This is a genomic window from Streptomyces sp. NRRL B-1347 (assembly GCF_000720325.1).
Classification (GTDB): Bacteria; Actinomycetota; Actinomycetes; order Streptomycetales; family Streptomycetaceae; genus Streptomyces.
In genome coordinates this window covers 111,278-138,004 of sequence record NZ_JOJM01000014.1, presented here as the reverse complement: position 1 = coordinate 138,004, position 26,727 = coordinate 111,278, and the positions used below count along the sequence as shown (strand labels likewise).

The window sequence follows — 26,727 nt, the reverse complement described above, 5'->3', positions numbered from 1 at the left end:
GGTGGGTGGGGGGAAAGCAGGGTGCAGCCCCGGCTCCGGAGGGCCCGTGGGCGGTTACGCGGCGTTCTTGATCGCCGAGATGTCGAACGTCAGCTTGATCTTGTCGGAGACGAGCACCCCACCCGTCTCGAGCGCCGCGTTCCACGTCAGGCCCCACTCCGAGCGCAGCAGCTCCGCCTTGCCCTCGAAGCCGACGCGCTCGTTGCCGAAGGGGTCCGTGGCCGCGCCGTTGAACTCCAGGTCGATGGTGAGCGGCCTGGTGGTGCCGAGGATGGTCAGGTCACCGGTGACGCGGTAGTCGTCGCCGCCGAGCGCCTCGGCCTTGGTGGAGCGGAAGGTCATCTTCGGGAACTCCTCCGTCTTGAAGAAGTCCGCGGTCTTGAGGTGACCGTCGCGGTCCGCGTTGCCCGTGTCGATGCTGTCCATCGTCACGTCGATGGAGGCCGTCGACGCGGCCGGGTCGGCGCCGTCGAGGTGCAGCGAGCCGCTGAAGTCGAGGAACGAGCCCTTGACGTTCGTGACCATGGCGTGCCGGGCGACGAAGCCGATGCTGGTGTGCGTGGGGTCCAGCGTGTAGTCACCGGTCAGGGCGGCGAGCTCGGGGCTGACGGCGGCGGGCGTGGCGGTGGCGGCGGTGTCGTTCTTGCGGCCGAAGAATCCCATGACGTGCTCCTTGGGGGGCGGGCCGCGCTACGGGGGGAGACGCGACCATGAGCGGTTCAACTTTCAACAAAATCAACTGTAGCGCTGAGCGGTTCAACTTTCAACCTTGATCGCGGCGTGTCGGCTCGATTACGCCGTGTGGGTGGGATGAAGCGTGGTGGTGCCATGCGTGGCGCCATGTGGTGGGGGGTGGTGCGGTACCCGGGGGTGGGGTGGGGTCTTCGCCGGGACGGTGCAGGGGGTGCCAGCGGCGGCGGCGCGTAGGGCTCTACCTGCTGAAGGCGGGGGAATTGGTGGCGGGGCGGTGCGTTAAGAACTTGCCATGGCGCCATTGTGGTGCCATAGTGGTGCCATGAATCTCACGCCGTATGTCGACCAACTCCGTCAGGAGCTCGCGGTCGCCGCCGAGGCCGGTGGTGAGGAGGCTCGCGCGGTGGCCGAGCGTCTGATCGCCCCGCTCGAGTCGGCCACCCGGCTCACGTTGTTGAACGTGCTGTCCGCGGCCATGGACGAGGTTACCCGAGACCTCGCCCCCGGCTCGGTCGACGTGCGCCTGCGTGGCGGCGACCCGGACTTCGTGGTCACGCCGCCGCCCCTCGCCGACGCCTTCGAGGCGCCGGTCATGGAGGCACCCGTGGCACGCGTCGCGCCCGCCCCCGCGCCCGTTCCCGAGGCCGAGGAGGGCGGCACCGCCCGCATCAACCTCCGGCTGCCCATGCACCTCAAGTCCCAGGCCGAGGAGGCAGCCGCCGCCGAGAGCCTGTCGGTCAACGCCTGGCTGGTCCGCACCGTCGCCGAGGCCCTCAGGCCCAGCGAGAGCCCGCAGCCCGCCGGGCGCGGCGAAGGCGTGGGCAACAGCTTCACGGGCTGGGCCCGCTGAGCGCTTCGCCGGAATCGCCACGACGGGCCGTCGAGCACCTGCGGGCCCCTCGTGGCCGGGCGCCCCTTCGGGGCGCTCCCGTGCGGCAGCGGACTCCACCAGGACCAGGACCGGGACTACGAACGACGAGGACAGCCATGCCAACCTTCGACACCGCCAAGCCCATCAGCGCCTCAGTGATCATCGAGAGCGGGACGGTGCGGATCACCGCGGGCGACCGCGCCGAGACCGTCGTCGACGTGCTCCCGACCAGCGAGGCGCGCGCCGCCGACGTCCGGGCCGCCGAGCGCACCCGGGTGGAGTACACGGCGGGCCGCCTCCTGGTGAAGGGCCCCAAGGAGCGCTCCCTCTTCGGCAGGGGCTCGTCGGTCGACGTGGAGGTCGCGCTGCCCGAGGGCTCGCACGTGCACGTCACCACCTCCATGGCCGACTGCACCATCGAGGGCGGCCTCGGCGAGTGCGAGGTCAAGACGTCCATGGGCGAGATCCGGGTGGTCCGGGCGACCTCGGTGCGCCTCGACACCGGCCACGGCCGGGTGTACGTCGACCGGACGGAGGGCCAGGCCGACGTCACCACGGCCTCCGGCGAGGTGCGGCTCGGCACGATCGGCGGCGCGGCCGTCATCAAGAACTCCAACGGGTCCACCGAGATCGGCGAGGTCACCGGCGAACTGCGGGTCCGCTCCGCCAACGGGTCCGTCATCGTCTCCCGCGCGCACGGCGACGTCACCGTGAAGACCGCGACGGGCGCCATCGAGATCGGCGAGGTGACGCGCGGCACCGCCGTCCTGGAGACCGGCACCGGCCGGGTCGACATTGGCATCAGCGAGGGCACCGCCGCCTGGCTCGACGTCCAGACCAAGTACGGCTCCGTGCGCCAGTCGCTCGGCTCGTCCGCAGGTCCGGGGGACTCCGGCGAGACCGTCAAGGTGCGCGCGCGCACGGGCCTGGGCGACATCGTGATCCACCGCGCCTGAGGTCGGCGGCGGGGGACCGCCCGGCTCCGCCGCCGGGTGGCTGGAAAGGCCGTGGGGCATTGTCGGCCCTTGCCAATTCCGCTCCGCGCCGGGCGCTCGCGCCGCCCTGCGCCAGCCGTGCGGCGCCCGCTCGGAACAGCTCGTTCCGGTGGGTGAATGTGACCCGAGTCTCATTGGCTGTCTTGTGGAATCCCTACAGCCGGATGGGCCCCTGAGCAGTGACTTCGGCTGCACCGCACAGAACTTCTGTCCGGGGGTGCCAGGAAAACGGTCCCGAAGCTGTTCAGAGTCGACGGTCCGTTTTCGCGCGGGTACTTCGTAAGGTCGAGAGCATGACCGTTTTGGACGAAGCTGGATCTTCAGCGGGTGAGCCCACCGACGCGCGGGGCCGAGTGGCCGAATTGGCCGGGATCCGCGCGCAGGCCCTGGCGGGGCCGAGCGAGAAGGCGACCGAGGCGCAGCACGCCAAGGGCAAGCTGACGGCACGCGAGCGGATCGCGCTTCTCCTCGACGAGGGTTCGTTCCAGGAGGTCGAGCAGCTGCGCCGGCACCGGGCGACCGGCTTCGGCCTGGAGGCGAAGAAGCCTTACACGGACGGTGTCATCACCGGCTGGGGCACGGTCGAGGGCCGGACGGTCTTCGTGTACGCCCACGACTTCCGGATCTTCGGAGGCGCCCTCGGCGAGGCGCACGCCACGAAGATCCACAAGATCATGGACATGGCCATCGCGGCGGGCGCGCCCCTGGTCTCCCTGAACGACGGCGCGGGCGCCCGCATCCAGGAGGGCGTCTCCGCCCTCGCGGGCTACGGCGGCATCTTCCAGCGCAACACCAAGGCCTCCGGCGTCATCCCGCAGATCAGCGTGATGCTCGGCCCGTGCGCGGGCGGCGCGGCCTACAGCCCCGCCCTCACCGACTTCGTCTTCATGGTCCGCGACACCTCGCAGATGTTCATCACCGGGCCCGACGTGGTCCGCGCGGTGACCGGCGAGGAGATCTCCCAGAACGGCCTGGGCGGCGCCGACGTGCACGCCGAGACCTCGGGCGTGTGCCACTTCGCGTACGACGACGAGGAGACCTGCCTCGCCGAGGTGCGCTACCTCATCGCGATGCTCCCGCAGAACAACCGCGAGAACCCGCCCGTCACCGCCTGCGACGACCCGGCGGACCGCCGCTCCGACGTCCTGCTCGACCTCGTCCCGGCCGACGGGAACCGGCCGTACGACATGGCGAAGGTCATCGAGGAGCTCGTCGACGACGGCGACTACCTGGAGGTCCACGAGCGCTGGGCGCGCAACATCATCTGCGCCCTGGCCCGCCTCGACGGCCAGGTCGTCGGCATCGTCGCCAACCAGCCGCAGACCCTCGCGGGCGTCCTCGACATCGAGGCCTCCGAAAAGGCCGCGCGCTTCGTCCAGATGTGCGACGCCTTCAACATCCCGATCGTCACCCTGCTCGACGTGCCCGGCTTCCTGCCCGGCGTCGACCAGGAGCACGGCGGCATCATCCGCCACGGCGCGAAGCTCCTGTACGCGTACTGCAACGCGACCGTGCCCCGCATCTCCCTCATCCTGCGCAAGGCGTACGGCGGCGCGTACATCGTGATGGACAGCCAGTCCATCGGCGCCGACCTCACCTACGCCTGGCCGACCAACGAGATCGCGGTCATGGGCGCCGAGGGCGCGGCCAACGTCATCTTCCGCCGCCAGATCGCCGCCGCCGAGGACCCCGAGGCCATGCGCGCCCGCATGGTCAAGGAGTACAAGGCCGAGCTGATGCACCCGTACTACGCCGCCGAGCGCGGGCTCGTCGACGACGTGATCGACCCGGCCGAGACCCGGTCCGTGCTGATCAACTCGCTTTCGATGCTGCGCAACAAGCACGCCGACCTGCCGTCGCGCAAGCACGGCAACCCGCCGCAGTAGCGACGCGCCGCCCCCTTCGCTTTCCCACAAGGAGAACGCCGCACATGACTACTCCCGACATCCGCGTCGAGAAGGGCCACGCCGAGCCCGAAGAGGTCGCCGCCCTGACGGCGATCCTGCTGGCCCGGGCCGCGGCGCAGCCCGCCGCGGTTCCCGCCGCGCACCACGGCCGCGACAAGGCCGGGTGGCGCCGTCTGGAGCGCACGCCCGGCTTCCGCGCCCCGCACAGCTGGCAGGGCTGAGCCCCGCCGCTCGCTTCCGCACCAAAGCCCGTGGGCCCCGTACTCGCTCGAGTACGGGGCCCACGGGCGTCTGGGGGTGGCCTACCGCAGGCGGGCCATCAGGGCGTGCTCGACCAGGGTGATCAGCGCGGACTTGGCGTCGGCGCGGTGCCGGGCGTCCGTCGTGATGATGGGCGTGTCCGGGCCGATCTGCAGGGCCTCGCGGACCTCGTCCGGGGTGTACGGCTGGTGCCCGTCGAAGCCGTTCAGGGCGATGACGAACGGCAGGCCCGAGTTCTCGAAGTAGTCGACGGCGGGGAAGCAGTCGGCGAGCCGCCTCGTGTCGACCAGGACGACCGCTCCGATGGCGCCGCGCACCAGGTCGTCCCACATGAACCAGAACCGGTCCTGACCGGGCGTCCCGAACAGGTACAGGATCAGGTCCTGGTCGAGCGTGATGCGGCCGAAGTCCATGGCGACCGTCGTGGTCGTCTTGTCACCGGTGTGCGTCAGGTCGTCGATGCCCGCCGAAGCGGAGGTCATCACGGCTTCGGTGCGCAGCGGGTTGATCTCCGAGACCGCGCCGACGAACGTGGTCTTGCCCACGCCGAAGCCGCCCGCCACCACGATTTTCGCGCTGGTGGTGGAGCGGGCTGTTGCTCCGCCGCTAGAGCTTGCGAAGTCCACTGAGCACCCTTTCGAGCAGTGTCACGTCTGGCTGACCGCCGGCGGACTCGTCCCCGCCGGGCTGATGGATGGCGACCAGACCGGCCTCCGCCAGGTCGGCGACGAGGATCCGGGCTACGCCAAGGGGAATGGAGAGCAGTGCCGAGATCTCGGCGACCGACTTGATCTCACGGCACAGGTTGCAGATGCGCTGATGCTCGGGCAACTGGCCCTGCAACTGATGCGGTTGTGCGGTGGTGTGCACCAGCGCCTCGATGGCGAGCTGGTACCGCGGCCTGGTGCGGCCGCCGGTCATGGCGTACGGACGCACCAGCGGATTGGCGGCGACGGGCGCCGGCTCCGGGGAGCGGCGCTGCGACTGCGCGGGCTGGATGCGGGGCGCGTACGGCCGCTGCTGGTCGTACGCGCCCGGAGCGGGCCGGTGGTCGTAAGGACCCGGCGCCGGCTGCTCGTACGCGCCCGGAGCGGGCTGGTCGTACGGGCCGGGCGCGGGCGCCTGCGGACCGGGCTGTCGGTACGACGCCTTGCGGCGGTGGCTGGGCGCGGAGGGGAAGTTGTACCGGTTCTGCGAACCGTCACCCTGGCCCTGGCCACGGCCCGAAGGCCAGTTGGCCGAAGACGAACCGTCTGGGGGTGTTGCAGCCACGTACTCCTCCTCCGAAACTGTGCCCGGCGCCATCGCTGTGGAGCCGCGTCCCGAAACCTTACGGCCCCGGGACGCGAATACGCACCGTCTGTCTGTTAGTTGAGCAGGCTCCCCTGAAGCTCCGCGCGCAGGTCCGGAGTGAGGACGGTCCCGGCGCGGTCGACGAGAAGTGCCATCTCGTACCCAATGAGACCGATGTCCGCCTCTGGGTGGGCGAGTACGGCAAGGGAGGAACCGTCGGAGATGGACATGATGAAGAGAAATCCTCGCTCCATCTCCACAACGGTCTGGGTCACCGAGCCACCCTCGAAGATCCGGGAGGCCCCGGCCGTGAGGGAGGTGAGACCCGACGCGACCGCGGCGAGCTGATCGGCTCGGTCGCGCGGGAAACCTTCGGACATCGCCAGAAGGAGTCCGTCGGCGGAGACCACCACGGTGTGGGACACCCCGGGGGTGTTCTCCACGAAGTTGGTGATCAACCAGTTCAGGTTCTGCGCCGCCTGGCTCATCGGGCTCACACTAACGCTCCTGGTTGTAGGTGCTATCAGGGCTGAAGCCCTGGCCATTCGTGTCACTGCCCTCGCTGCGGCCCCGCTGGACGCCGCGGCGCAGGTTGCTCAGCCTGCCCCGGACCTCCTCGGGGTCGCGGGAGACCTGGGGGCCGCCCTGCGGGGTCTGCTCCGCCGTGCCCTCGACCAGGTTGGCCTTGGGCACCCGCCGCGGAAGACCGGACGAGGTGACCCCGCCCGCCTTGGGCTCCCGCAGCTGCTCGGCGCGGTGCCAGCGCTCATCGTTGGACGAGCGCCAGCTGTTCGGCTCGCCGTTCGGGCTCTCGCCGTCGCGGCCCTCTTCGCTCTGCGCGGCGGGGGCGCTCCCGGTGCCGTTCGCCGCGGCGCTGCCCCGGCGCGGCAGGCCCGCGTCGGTCAGCTCGTGACCGGCCGGGGGGGTCGTCTGGGCAGGTCCCGGACGGTCGAAGCCTACGCGCTCCCGCTCGCCCGCGTCAGTCGCCGGGGCGGCTTCCGCTTCGGGAGCGTACTCGCCCTGGTAGGGCTCCTGGTAACCGTCACGCAGCGGCCAGTCGTCCTGGTGGGAACGCTCCGGGTAGGCGACGAAGCCGTCCTGGGCGACGCCCGCGGCGGCCTCGTGGTCACCCTGTCCGGACTCCGCATACGCGCCGTCCGGGTAGCCGTCCTGCGTCGTGTAGTACGACTCGTCGTACGCCGGCTGGCCCGACTGCGCCGGGTCGTACGTCGGTTGCCCGTCGTAGCCGGTGTCGTAGCCGCCCTGGCCCTGGTCGTACCCGGGCGCCTGCGTGCCGTCGTACGGCTGCTGGGGGGCGTACTGCTCCTCGTAACCGGTCGCCGGAGTCTCGTACGCGCCCTGCTCCTGGTACGCCTGGGGCTGCTCGTACGTCTCCTGGCCCCCCTGCGCCTCGTCGCGGAACAGCGGACGGCCGGACTGGGCCTGCGCCTCCAGGGCCGCGCGGCGCTCCTCGCGGACCAAGGAGCGGCCCACGGGGTCGAGTTGGCCGCCCTGCGCCTCGGGGTTCTCGCCGTGGTAGGCGGTGTCGTCGAAGCCCAGCTCGGCCGCCGTGCGCAGCGGCTCGGCCGCCTGCGCCTGCTGCTCGGGGATGATCGAGGAGACCGTGAACTCGTTGTCCTGCGGGTGGAGTTCACCGCCGCCACCGTGCGTGATGATCTCCGGGAGCATCACAAGCGAGGTGGTGCCCGCCTGCTCGCCCGAGGGGCGCAGCTGGACGCGGATGCCGTGCCGGTCGGAGAGGCGGCCGACCACGAACAGGCCCATGCGCTGCGAGATCGCGGCGTCCACGGTCGGCGGGTTGGCAAGCCGGTGGTTGATGTCCGCGAAGTCCTCGGCGGTCAGGCCGATGCCCTTGTCGTGGATCTCGATCATCACGCGGCCGTCGGGGAGACGCGTCGCGGTGACCCGGACCTTGGTCTGCGGCGAGGAGAACGTCGTGGCGTTCTCCAGGAGCTCGGCGAGCAGGTGCACGAGGTCGGTCACGGCCAGGCCGTGGATCTCGGCCTCCGGGACGCCCGAGAGCTCGATGCGCTCGTACTGCTCCACCTCGGACGAGGCGGCGCGCAGCACGTCCACGAGCGGCACCGGCTGGTCCCAGCGGCGGCCCGGCTCCTCGCCGGAGAGGACCAGGAGGTTCTCGCCGTTGCGGCGCATGCGGGTCGCCAGGTGGTCCAGGCGGAAGAGGCTCTCCAGCTGGTCCGGGTCGGCCTCGTTGTTCTCCAGGTCGGTGATGAGGGTCAGCTGGCCCTCGATCAGCGACTGGTTGCGGCGCGAGAGGTTGGTGAAGATCGCGTTGATGTTGCCGCGGAGCAGGGCCTGCTCGGCGGCGAGCCGGACGGCCTCGCGGTGCACCTGGTCGAAGGCGCGGGCGACCTCGCCGATCTCGTCGGTGGACGTGATCGGGATGGGCTGCACGCGGGTGTCGACCCGGCCCGGGTCGGTGCGCGAGAGCTGGTCGACGAGCATCGGCAGGCGCTGCTCGGCGATGCCGAAGGCGGCGGTGCGCAGGCTGCGCATCGAGCGGCTCATCTGCCGGGCCATGAGGCCGGCCAGGATGAAGGCGGCGAGCAGGGCGACCACGACGATCGCACCGGTGATGAAGGCGTCGGTCTTGGCGTCGTCGGCGATGCCGGAGGCCTCGTTCACGGCCTTGTCGGCGAGGTCCGCCTCGATGGTGCGGTACACGTCGAACTTGGCGGTGGTGGCCTTCCACAGCACCTTGCTGTCGATGCCCTTGGCCGCGAGCGCGACCCGGGAGCTCGGCTGGGTGTTCGGCATGCCCAGGATGAGTTCGAGCATCTTCTCGCCCCGGGGCGGCGGGACGAACTTCTTGCCCGCGGCGCGCGCCGCGGCGGCGTCCTGCTCGGCCTGCTTCGCGGCGTCGGCGGCCAGCCGCTTCTGGGCGTCCTCCAGCTTCCTGACGTCCGAGGGCGTGCCGCCGCCGGTGTACTCCTCGATGGCGATGCGCTCGAGGTAGGCGTACGAGGAGAAGGAGACCTTCTGCTTGGTGAAGTCGCTCTGCGTCGGGCCCGGCTTCACCAGGAGGTGGGTGCCGATGGAGCGCTGCAGCGAGAGCGCCGCCTTGGCCAGGGACACCGCGTAGACGGTGCGGCCGTAGGAGGTGATGTTGCCGGTGCCGAGGCCGAGTTCGTTGGCGAACTCCATCAGCGGGTGCTGGATGGCGACGTAGCCCGACTCGGTGTCCACACCGGGCAGCTTGCTGGTGTACGCGGCCTGGCGCAGGCCGGCCAGCTTGGGCTCGACCTTCTTGAAGGTCGCGAGCCGGCGCTCCAGACCCTCCTTCTGCGGCATGTCCTCGACCGCGTCGGCGAAGACGGCGGCGGCCCGGTCGGTGGCCTTGCGGGCCTTGGCCACGCCCGGGTCGTTCTTCTTGCCGTTCAGCAGGGGCGCGGCGGAGATGTCGCGCTCCTCGATGAGGCGGTTGCCGTAGTCCAGCGAAGCGCGCACCAGACGGGCCGTGGCCTCGGCGTCGCGGGCTTCGTCCCAGGTGTCGATGGCGCCCTTGACCTGGAAGCCGCCCATGACGAGACCGACGAGCACGGGTATGAGGAGGATCGCGTTGAGGCGGGTCGGCACGCGCCAGTTCCGGGGCGAAAGGCGCCCGCCGGAGGCGGCCTGTGGCTCGCCGCCGGGTACGTCCGCGGACGGCGACGGCGTCGCCGCTCGCGGGGGCGGGGTGAAGTTGCCCCGCGTGTCCCGTTCCGGGGGTGCGGGGCTCGTCTTGCTTCGCCTCACTCGACCAACAACCTCTCGGCGGCGGCTCCCGCGCTGGTGCCGCTGTCGTCTCCAAAGGCCCGTGCTACTGGGCAGTTCAGCGCATTCCAGCACGTCAGGTGGTGCTCCTCCAAACAGTAGGAGCGAAGCGTTCGGAGTGGTGTAAGCCTCAGATAAATCGGTCATAAAGAGCGAGCCCCGCCAAAAGGCGGGGCTCTTGTGAGCACAGTGATACCGGCCGACCGCGATGTGTGGCGGGGTCAGCGGAATTCTCTGTCGAAACGTTATGAACACGGCAGCCATCCGTGTCAAAGGACACAGATCGTTCCGTGCGATGTACGGCAACTTCCGTATGGTCCCGCCTACTTGAGTCGTGCCATGAGCGCGTGCTCGACCAGCGTGATCAGGCCACTCTTTGCTTCCGCACGCTGTCGGGCATCTGTCGTGATGATGGGGGCGTCCGGGCCGAGCTGCAGCGCTTCGCGGACCTCGTCGGGGGTGTAGGGCTGCTGACCGTCGAAGCCGTTGAGGGCGATGACGAAGGGCAGCCCGGAGTTCTCGAAGTAGTCCACGGCCGGGAAACAGTCGGCCAGGCGCCGGGTGTCGACCAGCACGATGGCGCCGATCGCGCCGCGCACCAGGTCGTCCCACATGAACCAGAAGCGGTCCTGACCGGGCGTCCCGAACAGATAGAGGATCAGATCCTGGTCGAGCGTGATGCGGCCGAAATCCATCGCCACCGTGGTGGTGGTCTTGTCACCGGTATGCGTGAGGTCGTCAATACCCGCTGACGCGGACGTCATCACCGCTTCGGTGCGCAGCGGATTGATCTCCGAGACCGCGCCGACGAACGTGGTCTTGCCCACGCCGAAGCCGCCCGCCACCACGATCTTGGCGGAGGTGGTGGACCGGCCGGCGGCGGCGGAGTCCGCGAAGCCGCCCGCGCTAGAGCTTGCGAAGTCCACTGAGCACCCTTTCGAGCAGAGTCACGTCAGGCTGGCCACCGGTGTTCTCGTCGCCGCCGGGCTGGTGGATCGCGACGAGCCCGGCCTCGGCCAGGTCGGCCACCAGGATGCGGGCGACGCCGAGCGGCATCGAGAGCAGCGCGGACACCTCGGCCACCGACTTGACCTCGCGGCACAGGTGGCAGATCCGCTGGTGCTCGGGGAGCAGCCCCATCAGCTGGGCCGGGTCCGCCGTGGTGCTGACCAGCGCCTCGATCGCGAGCTGGTAGCGGGGCCTGGTCCGGCCACCGGTCATCGCGTACGGGCGCACCAGCGGCTGGTCACCCTCATAGCCGTAACCGGCTTGGGCGCCGTACGGGTCATGAGAGGCGGTGGGCGGGTTCATGGATCCTCCGGGCGGGACAGCAGTTCGTCTGCGTTCCGTCTGACGTCAGCCTGGTGGGGGCATGAGTGGCGGCCGGACGGTGGGTGGTTGCGTGCGGTCGGACGTCCCCGGCCGGTGGGGCGGCAGGGGCTGCGGCGGGCCTGGCCCGCGCGTCGGCTAGTGCAGCAGGCTGCCCTGGAGCTCGGCGCGCAGGTCCGGGGTGAGGACGGTGCCCGCACGGTCGACGAGCAGCGCCATCTCGTACCCGACGAGGCCGATGTCGCACTCCGGGTGCGCGAGCACGGCCAGGGACGAGCCGTCGGAGATGGACATGAGGAACAGGAAGCCGCGCTCCATCTCCACGACGGTCTGGGTGACCGCACCGCCCTCGAAGATCCGGGAGGCCCCGGCGGTGAGGGAGGTCAGGCCGGAGGCGACGGCCGCGAGCTGGTCGGCGCGGTCGCGCGGAAAGCCCTCGGACATCGCGAGAAGCAGGCCGTCGGCGGAGACCACGACCGTGTGGGACACCCCGGGGGTGTTCTCCACGAAGTTGGTGATCAACCAGTTCAGGTTCTGTGCCGCCTGGCTCATCGGACTCAACTAACGCTCCTGCTGGTGAGTGGGGAAACTGCCGGTCTGGCCGGTGCCGGCCTGACGACCCTGCTGGATGCCCCGACGGAGATTGGTCAGCCGGCCGCGCACTTCTTCGGGCGCGCGCGAGACCTGCGGACCCGAGCTGTCCTGCGCCTGCTGTGCGGTGCCCGCCACGAGGTTCGCCCGTGGCACGCGGCGCGGAAGGCCGGAGGTGGTGACGCCGCCCGCGGAGGGCTGCCGGACGCGCTCGGCCTGGCGGCCCAGCTCGTCGTTCGGCGTGGCGCGCCAAGCGGTGTTGCCGGTGGTGCTGTTCGGGTTCTGCGGGTTCTGGTGGTTTTGCTGGTGCTGCGGGACGCCCTGGCCCGGCTGACCGTGCTGGCCGTGCTGGCTGTGGGGCTGCCCGTGCTGGCCGTGCTGGGGGTGCTGACCGTGCTGGTTGGGGGTCTGGGTGCCCCCCGGACGCTGCTGCTGCGGGGTCCCGGGGGACTGCTGCGGCGGGCGCGTGCCCTGGGGGCGGGGGTTGCCGAGCGGGCGCTGCGGCTCGCGCTGCGGAAGCTGCGGTTCCCGCCGGGGGAGCCGGGGGCCGCGCTGCGGAGCCTGCTGCTGGGGCTGCTGGGGCTGCTGGGGCTGCTGGGGCTGCTGAGGCTGCGGCGCACCGGCCTGCGGGCGCTGCCCCTGCGGCTCCTGGCCACGCGTCGGCTCGGGCGCGCGGGTGCCGCGCTGCGGCAGCTCCGGGCGGTGACCCTGTCCGGCACCGCCGGTCGGGTCGGCCTGCTCGGCCTGGCGGTTCCGCTCGGCCTGCTGGCGCTCCCGCTCGGCACGGGCCTGGGCCTGGCGCTCCTGCTCGGCGCGCTCCTGCTGGGCGCGCTCCTGCTGTTCGGCCTGCTGCTGCGCCTGCTGCGAGAACCAGTTGGTCTCCAGCGTGTCGTACAGCGGCGTACGGCCGTCCAGCGGACCGGACGCGGGCGGCAGGGCATCCGGCTCGGACTGCTGCGGCTTGGGCGCCTGCGGCAGCTGGGCCTGGGGGCGCTGCGGCTGCTGCTGACCGCCCTGGTCCAGATCGGCGCGCGGGGCCTGGCCGCGGCGCGGCGCGGGCGGGCGCGGCACCGAGAACTCACCCGTGGCGTGCGGCGACTGGCCCGGCTGACCCGACTGGCCCGGCTGGGGCGCCTGCGGGGCCGCGGGGGAGGGGCCGCCGAAGACGTCGGAGCGCACGAACTCGCCGGTGGCACCGCTCTGGGCGTCGCCCTGCGTGCCGGGCGGCGGCCCGTCGAAGTCGGGGCGCTCGAACTGCGAGGTCGAGCCGGGACCCTGGAGGTCGTCGGTGACCTGCGCGAACTGACCGGTGGACTCGGGCTCCTCGTGGCCGCGGGGAGCGTCGAAGGGCTCGCGCGAGACCTGCGGCTGCGCGTTCTCGTCGCTCCAGCTGGGCACGCGGGGCTGCTGCGGGCTGCCACCGGGCAGCTCGGCCCGCGGTCCGCCGCGCGGCGGCAGCTGCGGCCTGCCCTGCTCACCCGCACCGGAGCCCGCGCCGGACCCGACGGCCTGACCCGCGTCGTTCGTACGCTGCTGCGGCACCGGAGGCTGCGGCATGCTGCTCGCCCCGGTGCGGCCGCCGCCCTGCTGGCCCTGGCCGAAGGCACCGGCGCCACCGCGGCCGCCCTGCGCGCCGCCGCCCGGAGCACCGGCACCGCCCGGACCGGCGAGCCCGGCCGGCGCCACCGGGGAACCGGCTGCCGGACCCTGGCCGTTGCCGTTGCCGCGGGAGGGCAGCGCCGCGCGCGGACCGGAGCCCGCGACCTGGCCGCGCTGCGCACCGGCGGCGGGGCCGACCTGGTTGTTCTGCCGTGCGCGGGCCGCGCCGCTCAGACCGGCCGCCACACCGCCACCGCGCCGCGGGGTGGTGGTGCCCGCGGCGGCGGGACCGCCGGTCGGCGCCGGGGCGCCGGGCTGGCCCGGGCCCTTCTTGCCGCCCTGGGCGACGTCGACGGGCAGCATGACGAGCGCCGTCGTACCGCCGGAGTCGGAGGGCCGCAGCTGGATGCGGATGCCGTGGCGCTGCGAGAGGCGGCCGACCACGAACAGACCCATGCGGCGGGAGACGGAGACGTCCACGGTGGGCGGCGACGCGAGCCGCTCGTTGATCGCGGCGAGGTCCTCGGGGGAGAGGCCGATGCCGGTGTCGTGGATCTCGATGAGCACGCGGCCGTCGGGCAGCGCGTGACCGGTCACCTTGACCTTGGTCTGCGGCGAGGAGAACGAGGTCGCGTTCTCGAGCAGCTCGGCGAGGAGGTGCACGAGGTCGTTGACGACGCGCCCGGCGACGTCGGTGGCGGGCACCGAGGACAGCTCGATGCGCTCGTACTGCTCCACCTCGGAGGCGGCGGCACGGAGCACGTCGACGAGCGGCACGGGCCGCGTCCAGCGGCGGCCGGGCTCCTCACCGGCGAGAACGAGGAGGTTCTCACCGTTACGGCGCATGCGGGTCGCGAGGTGGTCGAGCTTGAAGAGCGAGGACAGCTGGTCCGGGTCGGCCTCGCGGGACTCCAGTTCGGAGATGAGCGAGAGCTGACGCTGGATGAGGCCCTGGGAACGGCGCGAGAGGTTGGTGAACATCGCGTTGACGTTGCCCCGGAGGAGGGCCTGCTCGGCGGCGAGGCGGACCGCCTCGCGGTGCACGTCGTCGAAGGCCGCGGCCACCTGGCCGATCTCGTCCCGGGAGTGCACACCGACGGACTCCACGGACGTGTCGACGTCCTGCGGGTCGGACTCGGAGAGCTGCTTGACCAGCTCGGGCAGGCGGTCCTGGGCGACCTTGGTGGCGGTGTCCTGGAGCCGGCGAAGCGAGCGGATCATGGACCGGGCCACGACGAAGGCGCCGACGAGCGAGACGCCGAGCACCAGCAGGATGAGCGCACCGTTCAGGATCGCCTGCTGCTCGGACTCGTTCCGCAGCGAGCGGGCCTTCTGCTCCATCTCGTCGAGCAGCGTCAGCTCGATCTTGCCCATCTCCTGGATCTTGGTGGAGTCGTCGTCCACCCAGTCCTTGTAGGAGCGCTTGCCGCGGAGCTTGATGCCGTTGGGCTGTTCGAGGACGCGCTGGGCGTAGGCGTCGGCGCCCTGGATCGTCTGGTTGCCGCGGCTGATGGGGGCGAGCAGCTTCGCGCCGTTGCCGACGTAGATCCGGTTGAAGGACTGGAGCTCGTCCGTCTCCTTCTCGAACGCGGTGAGGGCGTAGCGGCGGTCGAGGTCGGAGAGCTTGCCGAACTCGCGGTTGTTCGCCGGGAGCGCGGCCGCGATGACGGCTCGCTGGACGGACGCGAACTCCTTGGCGGAGGAGAAGGCCGCCAGGGCGCGGGTGCGCTGGATCATGTCCGGGTTGCTGGTCGCCTGCGCCATGTCCTCGGAGAGCGCGAGGAGCTGCTGGATCAGCTGGCTGTAGCCGTCGACCGTCTGCGAGGACGGGACGTCCTTCTGATAGGCGTCCCGGCGGACGTCCTTGATCTTCTGCAGCTGGCGGGTGATCTGGACCGTGTTCTGCCGGATGCCGAGGAAGCCCTTGTCGCCGTCGTTGTCGTCGACGTCCTGGGTGCCCGACAGGAAGTTCTTGTACGCGCGGTCCGTCTTCTCGCGCACGCTCTTGACGGTGAAGTCGGTGTCGCTCGCGCCGTGCGAGAGCGGGCCCGCCGACTGGTCGCGCTCCTCCTGGAGCGCGACGGCCAGACGGGTGGCGTCCTCCGTCAGATCGGTCAGCAGCTTCATGTTGTCGAGCTGCTGGATCTCGTCCATCGACGAGTTGATGCGCAGGGCGCCGAGAGAGGTCGCCGTGATGACGGGGAGCGCGAGGAGCGAGACCAGTCGGGTCGAGATGCGCCAGTTGCGCAGGGCTATTCGAGGGCCGGGACCGGGGGGTGTCTTGGCGCCCTTCGCCTTCGTCTCGTCCGCGGGCAGACTGCCGCCCGGCGCGCCCGGGCGAGCGGCTCCGGGGCCGCCGTCACCGGACTGTACCGATGCGGGGTTCTGGGCGTGCTGGGCCGAGGAGCCGCGGTCACTTCCGCCGCGCTCCGGCTCCGCCGCAGCGCTGCCATCCCTCTTGAAACGTCCCTGCACTAGCGTCGCAACCTCTGGACCAGGCGTCCCACCGCGTGGACGGCAGGACGGTGTCGGCGTCTTGGGGCGTCAGGCACCCCATGGTGGTCGTGAGACCGGCGCTGCTCCCCCTTCCCGCCGCCCTCGGCGCTGCGTTGCGCCCCTGTGCGCCGGTTCGATCCCGCGGCGGTCCCGGGAATTCCAGCACAGTGCAGGATCTCCAACAAGGCCCGTGGTCCAGGCTCGGTCCCCCGTGACAGGACGTGAGGGTCGCGTCACGAGACGTAGAAAGTGAACTCTCCCAAATCGGACTTTCCTGTACGAGATGCAAGGCCGGAGCCGGTGTCCCAGTCTTCATGATCAGGAGCGGAATGAGAGCTTCAGGTGGGCAATGTCCGTTTTCAAAGGTCCAGTCGCCAGCCGGAATTGACCTATTTATCCATGCCCTCGTGAGCAAACTCACATGAAGATCATGGCCTCTTCTCGACATTGCGCGGGAATTGCATGTTTAGCCTGACGCTTTACAGGGATGGGGAATCCGACAACCGGCGCCCACTCGGCGGCGCCCCGATCGTTAGGGCCAGAACAGCAGATGAAGTCCACGATGATGTTCCGCAACATAGCCAACCCGCGCCGCACCACCCTCGCGCACCTCGAGGACGCCGAAGCCCTGCAGACGGCCCCCGAGCAGCCGGAGCACTCCGTGGACCTCCCCACCCAGACGGCCAACCCGAAGCGCACCATCCTCATGGAAGCGCCCGTAGCGCCGTAGCGCCCGCAGCGCCGTAGGGCACCGCCGCGGCCACGCTAGGAAGCGCGCCTGAAGAAGGCGAAAGAAGCGGCGGAAAAGGGGCAGAGGGGCGGAGCCCCATAGACTGGCAGGACCAGACCACCCCGCAGCTGCAAAGGGCACCGCTCACGTGCGTATCGCCAGGTTCTCCATCGACGGCAACGTCGCCTTCGGCGCGGTCGAGGGCGACAAGCCGGACGAGCTCGTCGTCGACATCATCAAGGGCAGCCCGTACGCCGACTTCGAGCTGAGCGGCGTCAAGGTCCCGCTGAGCAAGGTCAGGCTCCTCGCCCCGGTCATCGGCCACAAGATCGTGGCCTTCGGGCGGAACTACGCGGCGCACGCCAAGGAGCTGGGCCACGAGGTGCCGGACGCCCCGTTCGCCTTCTTCAAGCCGGCCACCTCGATGATCGGCTCCGGCGACGCGATCCAGTACCCCTCCTTCTCCGAGGACCTGCACCACGAGGCGGAGCTCGCCGTCGTCATCGGCCGCATGTGCCGCGAGGTCCCGCGCGAGCGCGTGAAGGACGTCATCTTCGGCTACACCTGTGCCAACGACGTCACCGCCCGCGACGTGCAGAAGCGCGAGAAGCAGTGGGCCCGGGCCAAGGGCTTCGACACGTCCTGCCCGCTCGGCCCCTGGGTGGAGACGGAGCTCGACCCGAGCGACCTGACGATCCAGTGCACGGTCAACGGCCAGCAGCGCCAGCTCGGCCGCACCTCCGAGATGGTGCACTCCATCGAGGACCTGGTCGTCAACATCTCCGAGGCCATGACGCTGCTGCCCGGCGACGTCATCCTCACCGGCACCCCCGAGGGGGTTGGCCCCCTCAACGTCGGCGACGAGGTCGCCGTCACCATCGAAGGCATCGGCACTCTCACCAACAAGGTGATCAAGCGTGGCTAACGCGACTCCCGGCGACACCGTCCGGGTACGTTTCTGTCCCTCCCCGACCGGCAACCCGCACGTGGGCCTGGTCCGCACCGCCCTGTTCAACTGGGCCTACGCCCGGCACAACGAGGGCACCCTGGTCTTCCGCATCGAGGACACGGACGCCGCCCGCGACTCCGAGGAGTCGTACGAGCAGCTCCTGGACTCCATGCGCTGGCTGGGCTTCGACTGGGACGAGGGCCCCGAGGTCGGCGGCCCGCACGCGCCGTACCGCCAGTCGCAGCGCATGGACATCTACCAGGACGTCGCCGCCAAGCTGATCGACGCGGGCCACGCCTACCCCTGCTACTGCACCACCGAGGAGCTCGACGCCCGCCGCGAGGCCGCCCGCGCCGCCGGCAAGCCGTCCGGCTACGACGGCACGTGCCGCGACCTCACCGACGCGCAGAAGCAGGCGTACGAGGCCGAGGGCCGCAGCCACATCGTCCGCTTCCGGATGCCGGACGAGGCCACCACCTTCACCGACCTGGTCCGCGGCGAGATCACCGTCCAGGCCGAGAACGTCACCGACTACGGCATCGTCCGTGCCAACGGCGCCCCGCTGTACACGCTGGTGAACCCGGTCGACGACGCCCTGATGGAGATCACCCACGTCCTGCGCGGCGAGGACCTGCTCTCCTCCACCCCGCGCCAGATCGCGCTCTACAAGGCGCTGATCGAGCTGGGCATCGCCAAGACGACCCCGCAGTTCGGTCACCTGCCGTACGTCATGGGCGAGGGCAACAAGAAGCTCTCCAAGCGCGACCCGCAGGCGAGCCTGAACCTCTACCGCGAGCGCGGCTTCCTGCCCGAGGGCCTGCTCAACTACCTCTCGCTGCTCGGCTGGTCCTTCTCCGCCGACCAGGACGTCTTCACGATCGACGAGATGGTCGCGAAGTTCGACCTCGCGGACGTGAACTCCAACCCGGCCCGCTTCGACCTGAAGAAGGCCGAGGCCATCAACGCCGACCACATCCGCATGCTGGACGTGAAGGCGTTCGCCGCGGCCTGCGAGCCGTGGCTGCGCGCCCCGCACGCCCCGTGGGCCCCGGAGGACTTCGACGCGGCGGTCTGGGAGGCCATCGCGCCGCACGCCCAGACCCGCCTCAAGGTCCTCTCCGAGATCACGGACAACGTCGACTTCCTGTTCCTGCCGGAGCCGGTCTTCGACGAGGCCTCCTGGACCAAGGCCATGAAGGAGGGCTCCGACGCGCTCCTCACCACCGCCCGCGCCAAGCTGGAGGCGGCCGACTGGTCGTCCCCCGAGGCCCTCAAGGAGGCCGTCCTGGCCGCGGGCGAGGCGCACGGCCTCAAGCTCGGCAAGGCCCAGGCCCCTGTCCGCGTCGCCGTCACCGGGCGCACGGTCGGCCTGCCCCTCTTCGAGTCCCTGCAGATCCTGGGCAAGGACCGCGCCCTGGCGCGCATCGACGCGGCCCTCGCGAAGCTGGCCGCGTAACGCGGCGCACCGGCGCGCGTGCGGCGCACACCGCCCCGCGCGCACGGCCCGTACGGTCCCTGTGAAAGGGCCCGGAAGCCATCACGGCTCCCGGGCCCTTTCGCGTACGTTCGGAACATGCCGATCAACGCCCTCGGGCCGCAGCGCGCCGCAGGACCCGTCAAGGCCGTCGTCTGGGACGTCGACGACACCCTCTTCGACTACGCCTCCGCCGATCTCGCGGGCATGCGGGCCCACCTCGCCGCCGAGGGCCTCCTCGCCCGGTACGACAGCGCCGATCGCGCCCTGGCCCTGTGGCGCGAGGTCACGGACCGGCACTGGGCCCGCTTCGGCGCCGGCGAGGTGGAGTACTACGCGCAGCGCAGGGACCGCGTGCGCGAGTTCCTCGGCGCCGCCCTCGACGACGCGGAGGCCGACGCCTGGTTCGGCCGCTACCTGGGCCACTACGAGGCCGCCTGGGCCCTCTTCCCGGACACCGTGCCCACCCTGGACGCCCTCGCCCGGGACTACCGCCACGCGGTCCTTTCCAACTCGGCGCTCTCCGTGCAGGAGTACAAGCTCAGCACGCTGGGCCTGCGCGACCGCTTCGAGACCGTCCTGTGCGCCGCCGACCTGGGCGTCGCCAAACCCGCCCCGGAGGCCTTCCAGGCGGTGTGCGAGGCCCTCGCCCTGGCCCCGGGGGAGATCGCGTACGTCGGCGACGAACCGGAGATCGACGCGCGCGGCGCCCGGGACGCGGGCCTGCTCGGCATCTGGCTGGACCGCAACGGCGGGCGGGGGGACGGCCCGTCGGGCATCCACCGCATCACGAGCCTCACGGAGCTCCCCGCGCTGCTGCGCTCGGATACCCGTTTTGGAGCGCCGTCCACCTTCGGGTAATGTTCTTCCTGCGCCGCCCGAGAGGGCCGAAAGGTCCGGCAGGAAAGCGCAACAGGAACAGAACCCCTCCCGGGGGTTGCGTTCCAGTGGCCTATGGTGTAATTGGCAGCACGACTGATTCTGGTTCAGTTAGTCTTGGTTCGAGTCCAGGTAGGCCAGCTCGCAGAGCTCATCTGCAAAGCCCCCGTTGTGTAGCGGCCTAGCACGCTGCCCTCTCAAGGCAGTAGCGCCGGTTCGAATCCGGTCGGGGGTACAGATCCTTCCCGCGAGGACAGTGAGGGTAGCTCCCCCTGACCTCGATGCAGGATCGCTAGGGCCCCCGTTGTGTAGCGGCCTAGCACGCCGCCCTCTCAAGGCGGTAGCGCCGGTTCGAATCCGGTCGGGGGTACTGTGGTCTGGTCTAGACCACCCATGGGCTATGGTGTAATTGGCAACACGAAGGTTTCTGGTTCCTTTGTTCTAGGTTCGAGTCCTGGTAGCCCAGCGCAGTACGGCAGTACCAGCTAGCCCCCGTTGTGTAGCGGCCTAGCACGCCGCCCTCTCAAGGCGGTAGCGCCGGTTCGAATCCGGTCGGGGGTACAGAGACCGAAGGGCCTCCACCACGGTGGAGGCCCTTCGGCGTTCCCGGGCCACGTGCGCCGGACCGCGAGCCGAGCCGGGAGAGACGGCTCACAGCGGCCGCTCGCGGAAGCCCGGCGGCGAACGCCGGGCGTCGCCCGCCCCGCCTACTCGATGCCGTACCGCCGCGCCGACTCCTCCTCCTGCGCAAGCCGGTGCAGCGCGCGCAGCACCGGCTCGCACAGGACCGCCGCCGCCACCGCCGTCTCGACCCGCTCCGCCTCCGAGGCGTGCGTCTCCAGGAAGTCGAGATCCAGCTTCGCCGTCGCGTGCATCAACTCCGCGTACGGCGCCATGCGTTCGGCGTCCCAGCCGTAGCCGAGCCGGTTCAGCGTCGCCACCGCCGCGACCAGGGAGCGGTGCACGGGAGAGAGCTCGGCCAGCTCCCGTGAGGTCTCCCAGCCCAGGCGCTGGAGCAGCAGGTCCACCTCGGCGCGCGCGCCGGCCACGGCGGGGTCGGCCTCGTCCGGCTCCGGGCCCTGTGGCAGCGCCCACAGGGCCGCCCCCATGCGGATCGTGCGCCCGAGCGACTCGTCGTCGACGTGCCCGAGCACCTCCCTGGCGGTCGCCACCGGCACCCGGCCCACCTGGATGAGCGCCCGCACCAGACGCAGCCTGCGCAGATGGCCGTCGTCGTACTCGGCCGTCGTCGCGTTGACCTGACGGCCGGGCGGCAACAGGCCCTCGCGCAGGTAGTACTTGATCGTCGCGGTGGACACACCGCTGCGCTCGCTCAACTCGGCCAGCCGCATCCCTTGCGCCTCCCATCGGGTAGTGGAACTATCCAAGCATGAGCCGGTCGGATAGTGCCGCTCGCCAATGAGTCGTCGTGCGTCAGGAGGAAGTCATGCCGGGCAGGTCCGTCATCGCGGGACGCACCACCGCCGACGCCGAGGGAGAGGTGGTCGTGCTCCTGATCGGCATGCGCGTCAACCGCTTCTGGGCCGTGCACCACTGGGTGCCGGTGTTCCTCGCGATGGTCCGCATGCTGCGCGAGCTGGGCCGGGACAAGAGCCGCGGGCTGCTGCGGCACGTCCTGCTCACCGCGTCGCCCCGGACGTACTACGTCGTCCAGTACTGGGAGTCGAAGGAGAAGCTGTACGCGTACGCGCACTCGCCGGAGATGTTCCACCACAAGGCATGGGCGATCGCCAACCGCAAGGAGCGGGCGGGGAAGGTGCGTCAGCACGTGGGCCTGTGGCACGAGGCGTACGTCGTGCCGGAGGGGGCGTACGAGGCGATCTATATGGACATGCCCGCCTTCGGCCTCGCGGCGGCGCACGGACAGGTGCCGGTGGAGCGGCGCGGGCGGCGGGCGAAGGACCGCCTCGCGTACCGGTCGGGCCGCGCGGACGCGGCCGCGGCGGCGGCCGAGGCGGAGGTCCCGGGGGCGTCGTCCTGAAGGGCGTTTCGGAGCGGGGAAGTCCCGGAGCCCGGAAGCCTTCCTGGAGCTGAAGGCCGACCTGGAACTGAAGGCCGTCCTGGAGCTCAAGGTCGTCCTGGAACCGAAAGCCGTCCTCGAACCGAAAAGGGAGCGGGCCCGCCGCGGCGTTGAGGCGGGCCCGCTCCCTTTCGTGGTGCGGGGCGTGCGTGGTGCTGTGGTGCGTGCCGTCCGTCGCCCGTGACGGTCCGGCGCGGCTCAGTTGGGTCGGCGCAGGGCCTCGGAGAGGCGGCCGGCCGCGTCGATGACGGCCTGGGCGTGCATGCGGCCCGGGTGGCGGGTCAGGCGCTCGATCGGCCCCGAGACGGAGACCGCGGCCACCACGCGGTTCGACGGGCCGCGCACCGGCGCGGACACCGAGGCGACGCCCGGCTCCCGCTCGCCGATCGACTGGGCCCAGCCCCTGCGGCGCACCCCGGACAGGGCCGTCGCCGTGAACCGCGCGCCCTGCAGGCCCCGGTGCAGCCGCTCCGGCTCCTCCCAGGCCATCAGGATCTGCGCGGACGAGCCCGCCTTCATGGTGAGCGTCGAGCCGACCGGGACGGTGTCCCTGAGGCCGGAGAGGCGCTCGGCCGCCGCCACGCAGATGCGCATGTCGCCCTGGCGGCGGTACAGCTGGGCGCTCTCGCCCGTGACGTCGCGCAGATGCGTGAGCACCGGGCCCGCCGTGGCGAGCAGCCGGTCCTCGCCCGCCGCCGCGGCCAGCTCGGCCAGGCGCGGGCCGAGGATGAACCTGCCCTGCATGTCCCGCGCCACCATCCGGTGGTGTTCCAAGGCCACGGCGAGCCGGTGCGCCGTGGGTCGTGCGAGCCCGGTGGCCGCGACCAGACCCGCGAGGGTGGCCGGACCGGACTCCAGGGCGCTCAGGACAAGGGCCGCCTTGTCCAGAACGCCTACGCCGCTAGAGTTGTCCATGAAACGATACTCGCGTCTCACTCTGTGAAACGCAAGTTCAAAATTCCCAGGAACCCGCCACCCTGGAGGAGCGATCCGCCGACCAACGGATACGCGACGGACGTCCGGCATGCGTGATGAGGGGGCCGGCGTCCGCGGACTCATTCTCTAGTTGGGCCGGTGCGCGACGCCGGTCGGAGGGAAAGCGATGGGTAGGACACTCGCGGAGAAGGTCTGGGACGACCACGTCGTCCGGCGCGCCGAAGGCGAGCCCGACCTCCTCTTCATCGATCTGCACCTGCTGCACGAGGTGACCAGCCCGCAGGCGTTCGACGGCCTCCGGCAGGCGGGCCGCGAGGTGCGGCGGCTCGATCTGACCATCGCGACCGAGGACCACAACACCCCCACCCTCGACATCGACAAGCCCATCGCGGACCCGGTCTCGCGCGCCCAGCTGGAGACGCTGCGCAAGAACTGCGCCGAGTTCGGCGTGCGCCTGCACCCGCTGGGCGACGTCGAGCAGGGCGTCGTCCACGTGGTGGGGCCGCAGCTGGGCCTGACCCAGCCGGGCACGACCGTGGTCTGCGGCGACTCCCACACCTCCACGCACGGCGCGTTCGGCGCCCTCGCGTTCGGCATCGGCACCTCCCAGGTCGAGCACGTGCTCGCCACCCAGACCCTGCCGATGGCGCGCCCCAAGACCATGGCCATCACCATCGACGGCGAACTGCCCGACGGCGTCACGGCCAAGGACCTCATCCTCGCCATCATCGCGAAGATCGGCACCGGCGGCGGCCAGGGCTACGTCATCGAGTACCGCGGCCCGGCCATCGAGAAGCTGTCGATGGAAGCCCGCATGACCATCTGCAACATGTCCATCGAGGCGGGCGCCCGCGCCGGGATGATCGCCCCGGACGAGACGACCTTCGCCTACATCCAGGGCCGCGACCACGCCCCGCAGGGCGAGGACTGGGACGCCGCCGTGGCGTACTGGAAGACGCTGCGGACCGACGACGACGCCGTCTTCGACGCCGAGGTCTACATCGACGCCGCCTCCCTGTCGCCGTTCGTCACCTGGGGCACCAACCCGGGCCAGGGCCTGCCCCTGTCCGCGAGCGTCCCCGACCCGGCTTCGTACGAGGACGCTTCGGAGCGCCTCGCGGCCGAAAAGGCCCTGGAGTACATGGGGTTGAGCGCGGGGCAGCGGCTGCGCGACATCAAGGTCGACACCGTCTTCGTAGGCTCCTGCACCAACGGCCGCATCGAGGACCTGCGCTCGGCGGCCGCCGTGATCGAGGGGCGCAAAGTCGCCGACGGCGTACGGATGCTGGTCGTGCCCGGCTCGGTGCGGGTCGCCCTCCAGGCCGTCGAGGAGGGTCTGGACAAGGTGTTCACCGCGGCCGGCGCCGAATGGCGGCACGCGGGCTGCTCGATGTGCCTGGGCATGAACCCCGACCAGCTCGCGCCCGGCGAGCGCTCCGCCTCCACCTCCAACCGCAACTTCGAGGGCAGGCAGGGCAAGGGCGGCCGCACCCACCTGGTGTCGCCCCAGGTGGCCGCCGCCACCGCGGTGACCGGCCGTCTGGCCGCGCCCGCCGACCTCACCGACGCCCCCGCGACCGCCGGAGTCTGATCAGCCATGGAAGCCTTCACCGCACACACCGGCCGGGCCGTCCCGCTGCGCCGCAGCAATGTGGACACCGACCAGATCATCCCCGCGCACTGGCTGAAGAAGGTCACCCGCGACGGCTTCGAGGACGGGCTCTTCGAGGCCTGGCGCAAGAGCGACGACTTCGTCCTCAACCGGCCGGAGCGCCAGGGAGCCACCGTCCTGGTCGCGGGCCCCGACTTCGGCACCGGCTCCTCGCGCGAGCACGCCGTCTGGGCGCTCCAGAACTACGGCTTCAAGACCGTCATCTCCTCCCGCTTCGCCGACATCTTCCGGGGCAACTCGCTCAAGAACGGGCTGCTCACCGTGGTCCTGGAGCAGGAGACCGTGGACGCCCTGTGGGCCCTGACGGAGGCCGATCCGCAGGCCGAGATCACCGTTGACCTGCGGGATCGCCAAGTCCGCGCCCAGGGAGTCACGGCGGACTTCGAGCTCGACGAGAACGCCCGCTGGCGGCTGCTCAACGGCCTGGACGACATCAGCATCACGCTCCAGAACGAGGCGGACATCGCGGCCTACGAGGTCCTCCGCCCCGCCCACAAGCCGAGCACCGCGCGGGCCTGACCCCCTCGCCGGCGGCCGCGCGGGCCGCGACCCACCCGATGTACCCCCAATCGTGGACGGTTGGGGGTACATCCGTGTCCGGCCTCTTCCAGGTCCCCTTTGACCCCCGATGACCTGAACGGGTGGTCTCAACTGCCTTGAACCGTAGGGAAGAAGAGGCTGGAAATCCCCTTGCACACAGTGGGTGCGAGTATCCTCAGGAAGGCGCTGAGCGGGGGTAGTTACCCCCTGCGGAGGCGACAACTCGCCCCAGATGGCACAATCGGTGCATGGGACGCGACGACCAACTCGAGCTCTACGGACTCGTCGCGGACCGGCTGAAGGAAGCGCACTCCCGAGTGCGCGCACTGCAAGTCCCGGAGGGCGTACGGATGGCGCTGACCCGGAAGCTGCTGGTCATTACGGCCGCGGCCAAACACGATCTCGCCGATGCGGCAAGGCGTCTGGAGCGATTGATGGCGTACCTCGACGAGGGCGACGAGGGCCGAATCCCCGAGGGCGACTGAGCGTCGAGCCTCAACGGGCCTCAACGGGCCTTCGAGGAACTCCTCGAGAGTCCAGAACGTTGCGGCACAAGGGTGATTAGCCCGTTTCGTGTTTGATTTGCGGTATATATCTGCCTAACGTGCGAAAAAGCCTGGCGCATTCGCTTCAGGCAATGTCTCCGAAGGGGAAGACGTGAACAAGGCGCAGCTCGTAGAAGCGATTGCCGACAAGCTCGGCGGCCGTCAGCAGGCCGCTGACGCCGTGGACGCGGTTCTGGACGCCATCGTCCGTGCCGTCGTCGGCGGCGACCGGGTTTCGGTCACCGGCTTCGGCTCGTTCGAGAAGGTCGACCGCCCGGCCCGGTACGCCCGCAACCCGCAGACCGGGGAGCGCGTGCGGGTCAAGAAGACCTCGGTGCCGCGCTTCCGCGCAGGCCAGGGCTTCAAGGACCTGGTGAGCGGCTCGAAGAAGCTCCCGAAGAACGACGTCGCGGTCAAGAAGGCGCCGAAGGGCAGCCTCTCGGGTGGCACTTCCACCCGTACGACGGTCAAGAAGGCCGCCGCCAAGAAGGCCACCACGGCGAAGAAGGCCACGGCGAAGAAGACCACGACCGCCAAGAAGGCCACGGCGGCGAAGAAGGCCTCCACGGCGAAGAAGGCCACGGCGAAGAAGGCCACCACCGCCAAGAAGGCGGCCACGGCCAAGAAGGCCGCGCCGGCGAAGAAGGCCGCCACCACGGCCAAGAAGGCGGCCCCGGCCAAGAAGGCCACCACCGCCAAGAAGGCCGCGGCGAAGAAGGCCCCCGCCAAGAAGGCCACGGCCAAGAAGGCGCCCGCCAAGAAGTCCACGGCGCGCAAGACCACCGCCAAGAAGACCACTGCCCGCAAGCGCTGAGGGCACTGGGTACTCACGCGCCGGGCCGGGCTCCCCCAGGGGAGCCCGGCCCGCGGCGCGTGCGCAGTGGTGAACGTATACGAATCGGGACGTCCCGGGCCGCGGCTCAGAACGTCTGGAGCGTGACCAGTGTGATCCGGCGGGCCTCGCCCTCGCCGGTCACCTCGATCCGCACCCGCTGCCCCGGACGCAGCAGCCGCAGACCGCCGGCGTCGAACGCCGGGGCGTCGAAGGGCACCGGAGTGCCGTCGTCGAGCAGCACGCTGCCGGTGCGGGTGTCGGAGTCGTACGTGTACGCGGTCGCCTGCATGAGCAGA

At 70.8% G+C, this 26,727-nt stretch carries 25 protein-coding genes and 5 tRNA genes; 18 read left to right on the top strand and 12 right to left on the bottom strand.

Features of this window, described 5'->3' with window-relative positions; genetic code table 11:
• Nucleotides 1–54 precede the first annotated feature (54 nt).
• Entirely contained in the window at nucleotides 55–663 is a 609-nt protein-coding gene (locus IG74_RS0115410; protein WP_030676115.1) for a YceI family protein, read from the bottom strand.
• A 352-nt stretch (nucleotides 664–1,015) separates the two neighbouring features.
• On the opposite strand from IG74_RS0115410, the gene IG74_RS0115405 reads away from it, so the two are divergent.
• The 4 genes from IG74_RS0115405 (at nucleotide 1,016) to IG74_RS0115390 (ending at nucleotide 4,687) form a co-directional block, all read left to right on the top strand.
• A complete protein-coding gene (locus IG74_RS0115405) occupies nucleotides 1,016–1,543 on the top strand; it encodes a toxin-antitoxin system HicB family antitoxin (RefSeq protein WP_030676113.1) in 528 nt (175 codons plus the stop codon).
• Nucleotides 1,544–1,680: 137 nt separating this feature from the next.
• Nucleotides 1,681–2,520 (top strand): DUF4097 family beta strand repeat-containing protein, encoded by an 840-nt coding sequence (locus tag IG74_RS0115400; RefSeq protein ID WP_030676111.1) that lies wholly within the window; start codon nucleotides 1,681–1,683, stop codon nucleotides 2,518–2,520.
• Between the two features lie 332 nt (nucleotides 2,521–2,852).
• Entirely contained in the window at nucleotides 2,853–4,445 is a 1,593-nt protein-coding gene (locus IG74_RS0115395) for an acyl-CoA carboxylase subunit beta (RefSeq protein ID WP_030676109.1), read from the top strand.
• 44 nt (nucleotides 4,446–4,489) lie between these two features.
• On the top strand, nucleotides 4,490–4,687 hold the full coding sequence (locus tag IG74_RS0115390; protein ID WP_030676108.1) for an acyl-CoA carboxylase subunit epsilon: 198 nt from the start codon (nucleotides 4,490–4,492) through the stop codon (nucleotides 4,685–4,687).
• Between the two features lie 81 nt (nucleotides 4,688–4,768).
• Here the strand turns inward: IG74_RS0115390 and IG74_RS0115385 are convergent, their stop codons facing one another.
• The 8 genes from IG74_RS0115385 to IG74_RS0115350 all read right to left on the bottom strand — a co-directional run bounded on the left by IG74_RS0115385 (nucleotide 4,769) and on the right by IG74_RS0115350 (nucleotide 15,809).
• Nucleotides 4,769–5,353, bottom strand: coding sequence for a GTP-binding protein (locus IG74_RS0115385; RefSeq protein WP_030361923.1), 585 nt, complete (start codon nucleotides 5,351–5,353; stop codon nucleotides 4,769–4,771).
• The gene (locus tag IG74_RS0115380) at nucleotides 5,334–6,032 is read right to left on the bottom strand and encodes a DUF742 domain-containing protein (RefSeq protein ID WP_051854917.1); all 699 of its coding nucleotides are present in this window, start codon (nucleotides 6,030–6,032) and stop codon (nucleotides 5,334–5,336) included. Before IG74_RS0115380 ends, IG74_RS0115385 begins: the two co-directional genes overlap by 20 nt.
• A 62-nt stretch (nucleotides 6,033–6,094) precedes the next feature.
• The gene (locus tag IG74_RS0115375) at nucleotides 6,095–6,508 is read right to left on the bottom strand and encodes a roadblock/LC7 domain-containing protein (protein ID WP_030676106.1); all 414 of its coding nucleotides are present in this window, start codon (nucleotides 6,506–6,508) and stop codon (nucleotides 6,095–6,097) included.
• A gap of 10 nt (nucleotides 6,509–6,518) precedes the next feature.
• Complete coding sequence (locus tag IG74_RS0115370) at nucleotides 6,519–9,797, bottom strand: nitrate- and nitrite sensing domain-containing protein (RefSeq protein WP_030676103.1); 3,279 nt, start codon at nucleotides 9,795–9,797, stop codon at nucleotides 6,519–6,521.
• Nucleotides 9,798–10,138: 341 nt separating this feature from the next.
• Nucleotides 10,139–10,741 carry a GTP-binding protein gene (locus tag IG74_RS0115365; protein WP_030676100.1) on the bottom strand — a complete coding sequence of 201 codons (603 nt, stop codon included), beginning with the start codon at nucleotides 10,739–10,741 and terminating at the stop codon, nucleotides 10,139–10,141.
• On the bottom strand, nucleotides 10,722–11,126 hold the full coding sequence (locus IG74_RS0115360; protein ID WP_030676098.1) for a DUF742 domain-containing protein: 405 nt from the start codon (nucleotides 11,124–11,126) through the stop codon (nucleotides 10,722–10,724). The genes IG74_RS0115365 and IG74_RS0115360 overlap by 20 nt, the downstream gene beginning before the upstream one ends.
• 156 nt (nucleotides 11,127–11,282) lie before the next feature.
• Nucleotides 11,283–11,696: a roadblock/LC7 domain-containing protein gene (locus IG74_RS0115355; RefSeq protein WP_030676095.1), complete on the bottom strand. Its 414-nt coding sequence runs from the start codon at nucleotides 11,694–11,696 to the stop codon at nucleotides 11,283–11,285.
• 9 nt (nucleotides 11,697–11,705) lie between these two features.
• Complete coding sequence (locus IG74_RS0115350; RefSeq protein ID WP_030676093.1) at nucleotides 11,706–15,809, bottom strand: nitrate- and nitrite sensing domain-containing protein; 4,104 nt, start codon at nucleotides 15,807–15,809, stop codon at nucleotides 11,706–11,708.
• 571 nt (nucleotides 15,810–16,380) lie between these two features.
• Between IG74_RS0115350 and IG74_RS0115345 the strand changes: the two genes are divergently transcribed.
• The 9 genes from IG74_RS0115345 (at nucleotide 16,381) to IG74_RS0115305 (ending at nucleotide 20,423) form a co-directional block, all read left to right on the top strand.
• On the top strand, nucleotides 16,381–16,560 hold the full coding sequence (locus IG74_RS0115345) for a hypothetical protein (protein ID WP_030676090.1): 180 nt from the start codon (nucleotides 16,381–16,383) through the stop codon (nucleotides 16,558–16,560).
• Nucleotides 16,561–16,708: 148 nt separating this feature from the next.
• Nucleotides 16,709–17,485: a fumarylacetoacetate hydrolase family protein gene (locus tag IG74_RS0115340; RefSeq protein WP_030676087.1), complete on the top strand. Its 777-nt coding sequence runs from the start codon at nucleotides 16,709–16,711 to the stop codon at nucleotides 17,483–17,485.
• Nucleotides 17,478–18,965 (top strand): glutamate--tRNA ligase, encoded by a 1,488-nt coding sequence (gene gltX, locus IG74_RS0115335; protein WP_078868794.1) that lies wholly within the window; start codon nucleotides 17,478–17,480, stop codon nucleotides 18,963–18,965. Before IG74_RS0115340 ends, gltX begins: the two co-directional genes overlap by 8 nt.
• A 117-nt stretch (nucleotides 18,966–19,082) precedes the next feature.
• Nucleotides 19,083–19,844: an HAD family hydrolase gene (locus IG74_RS0115330; RefSeq protein WP_051854916.1), complete on the top strand. Its 762-nt coding sequence runs from the start codon at nucleotides 19,083–19,085 to the stop codon at nucleotides 19,842–19,844.
• 87 nt (nucleotides 19,845–19,931) lie between these two features.
• Nucleotides 19,932–20,003, top strand: a tRNA-Gln gene (locus IG74_RS0115325).
• 21 nt (nucleotides 20,004–20,024) lie between these two features.
• A tRNA-Glu gene (locus IG74_RS0115320) sits at nucleotides 20,025–20,097 on the top strand.
• 62 nt (nucleotides 20,098–20,159) lie between these two features.
• A tRNA-Glu gene (locus IG74_RS0115315) sits at nucleotides 20,160–20,232 on the top strand.
• A 24-nt stretch (nucleotides 20,233–20,256) separates the two neighbouring features.
• A tRNA-Gln gene (locus tag IG74_RS0115310) sits at nucleotides 20,257–20,328 on the top strand.
• Between the two features lie 22 nt (nucleotides 20,329–20,350).
• Nucleotides 20,351–20,423: transfer RNA gene (locus tag IG74_RS0115305), tRNA-Glu, on the top strand.
• 146 nt (nucleotides 20,424–20,569) lie between these two features.
• Here the strand turns inward: IG74_RS0115305 and IG74_RS0115300 are convergent.
• Entirely contained in the window at nucleotides 20,570–21,214 is a 645-nt protein-coding gene (locus IG74_RS0115300; RefSeq protein WP_030676077.1) for a MerR family transcriptional regulator, read from the bottom strand.
• Nucleotides 21,215–21,309: 95 nt separating this feature from the next.
• Here IG74_RS0115300 and IG74_RS0115295 point away from each other — a divergent pair, with 95 nt between their 5' ends.
• Nucleotides 21,310–21,864 (top strand): DUF4188 domain-containing protein, encoded by a 555-nt coding sequence (locus tag IG74_RS0115295; RefSeq protein WP_030676074.1) that lies wholly within the window; start codon nucleotides 21,310–21,312, stop codon nucleotides 21,862–21,864.
• Between the two features lie 237 nt (nucleotides 21,865–22,101).
• On the opposite strand, the gene ndgR is transcribed toward IG74_RS0115295, so the two are convergent.
• On the bottom strand, nucleotides 22,102–22,818 hold the full coding sequence (gene ndgR / locus IG74_RS0115290; RefSeq protein ID WP_030676071.1) for an IclR family transcriptional regulator NdgR: 717 nt from the start codon (nucleotides 22,816–22,818) through the stop codon (nucleotides 22,102–22,104).
• A 187-nt stretch (nucleotides 22,819–23,005) separates the two neighbouring features.
• On the opposite strand from ndgR, the gene leuC reads away from it, so the two are divergent.
• The 4 genes from leuC to IG74_RS0115270 all read left to right on the top strand — a co-directional run bounded on the left by leuC (nucleotide 23,006) and on the right by IG74_RS0115270 (nucleotide 26,410).
• The gene (gene leuC / locus IG74_RS0115285; RefSeq protein WP_030676068.1) at nucleotides 23,006–24,430 is read left to right on the top strand and encodes a 3-isopropylmalate dehydratase large subunit; all 1,425 of its coding nucleotides are present in this window, start codon (nucleotides 23,006–23,008) and stop codon (nucleotides 24,428–24,430) included.
• Nucleotides 24,431–24,436: 6 nt separating this feature from the next.
• A complete protein-coding gene (leuD, locus tag IG74_RS0115280; protein ID WP_030676066.1) occupies nucleotides 24,437–25,030 on the top strand; it encodes a 3-isopropylmalate dehydratase small subunit in 594 nt (197 codons plus the stop codon).
• A gap of 269 nt (nucleotides 25,031–25,299) precedes the next feature.
• A complete protein-coding gene (locus tag IG74_RS0115275) occupies nucleotides 25,300–25,536 on the top strand; it encodes a hypothetical protein (RefSeq protein ID WP_030676064.1) in 237 nt (78 codons plus the stop codon).
• A gap of 172 nt (nucleotides 25,537–25,708) precedes the next feature.
• Nucleotides 25,709–26,410 (top strand): HU family DNA-binding protein, encoded by a 702-nt coding sequence (locus tag IG74_RS0115270; RefSeq protein ID WP_030676062.1) that lies wholly within the window; start codon nucleotides 25,709–25,711, stop codon nucleotides 26,408–26,410.
• Between the two features lie 106 nt (nucleotides 26,411–26,516).
• Here the strand turns inward: IG74_RS0115270 and IG74_RS0115265 are convergent, their stop codons facing one another.
• Complete coding sequence (locus IG74_RS0115265; RefSeq protein WP_030676060.1) at nucleotides 26,517–26,720, bottom strand: hypothetical protein; 204 nt, start codon at nucleotides 26,718–26,720, stop codon at nucleotides 26,517–26,519.
• Nucleotides 26,721–26,727 lie beyond the last annotated feature (7 nt).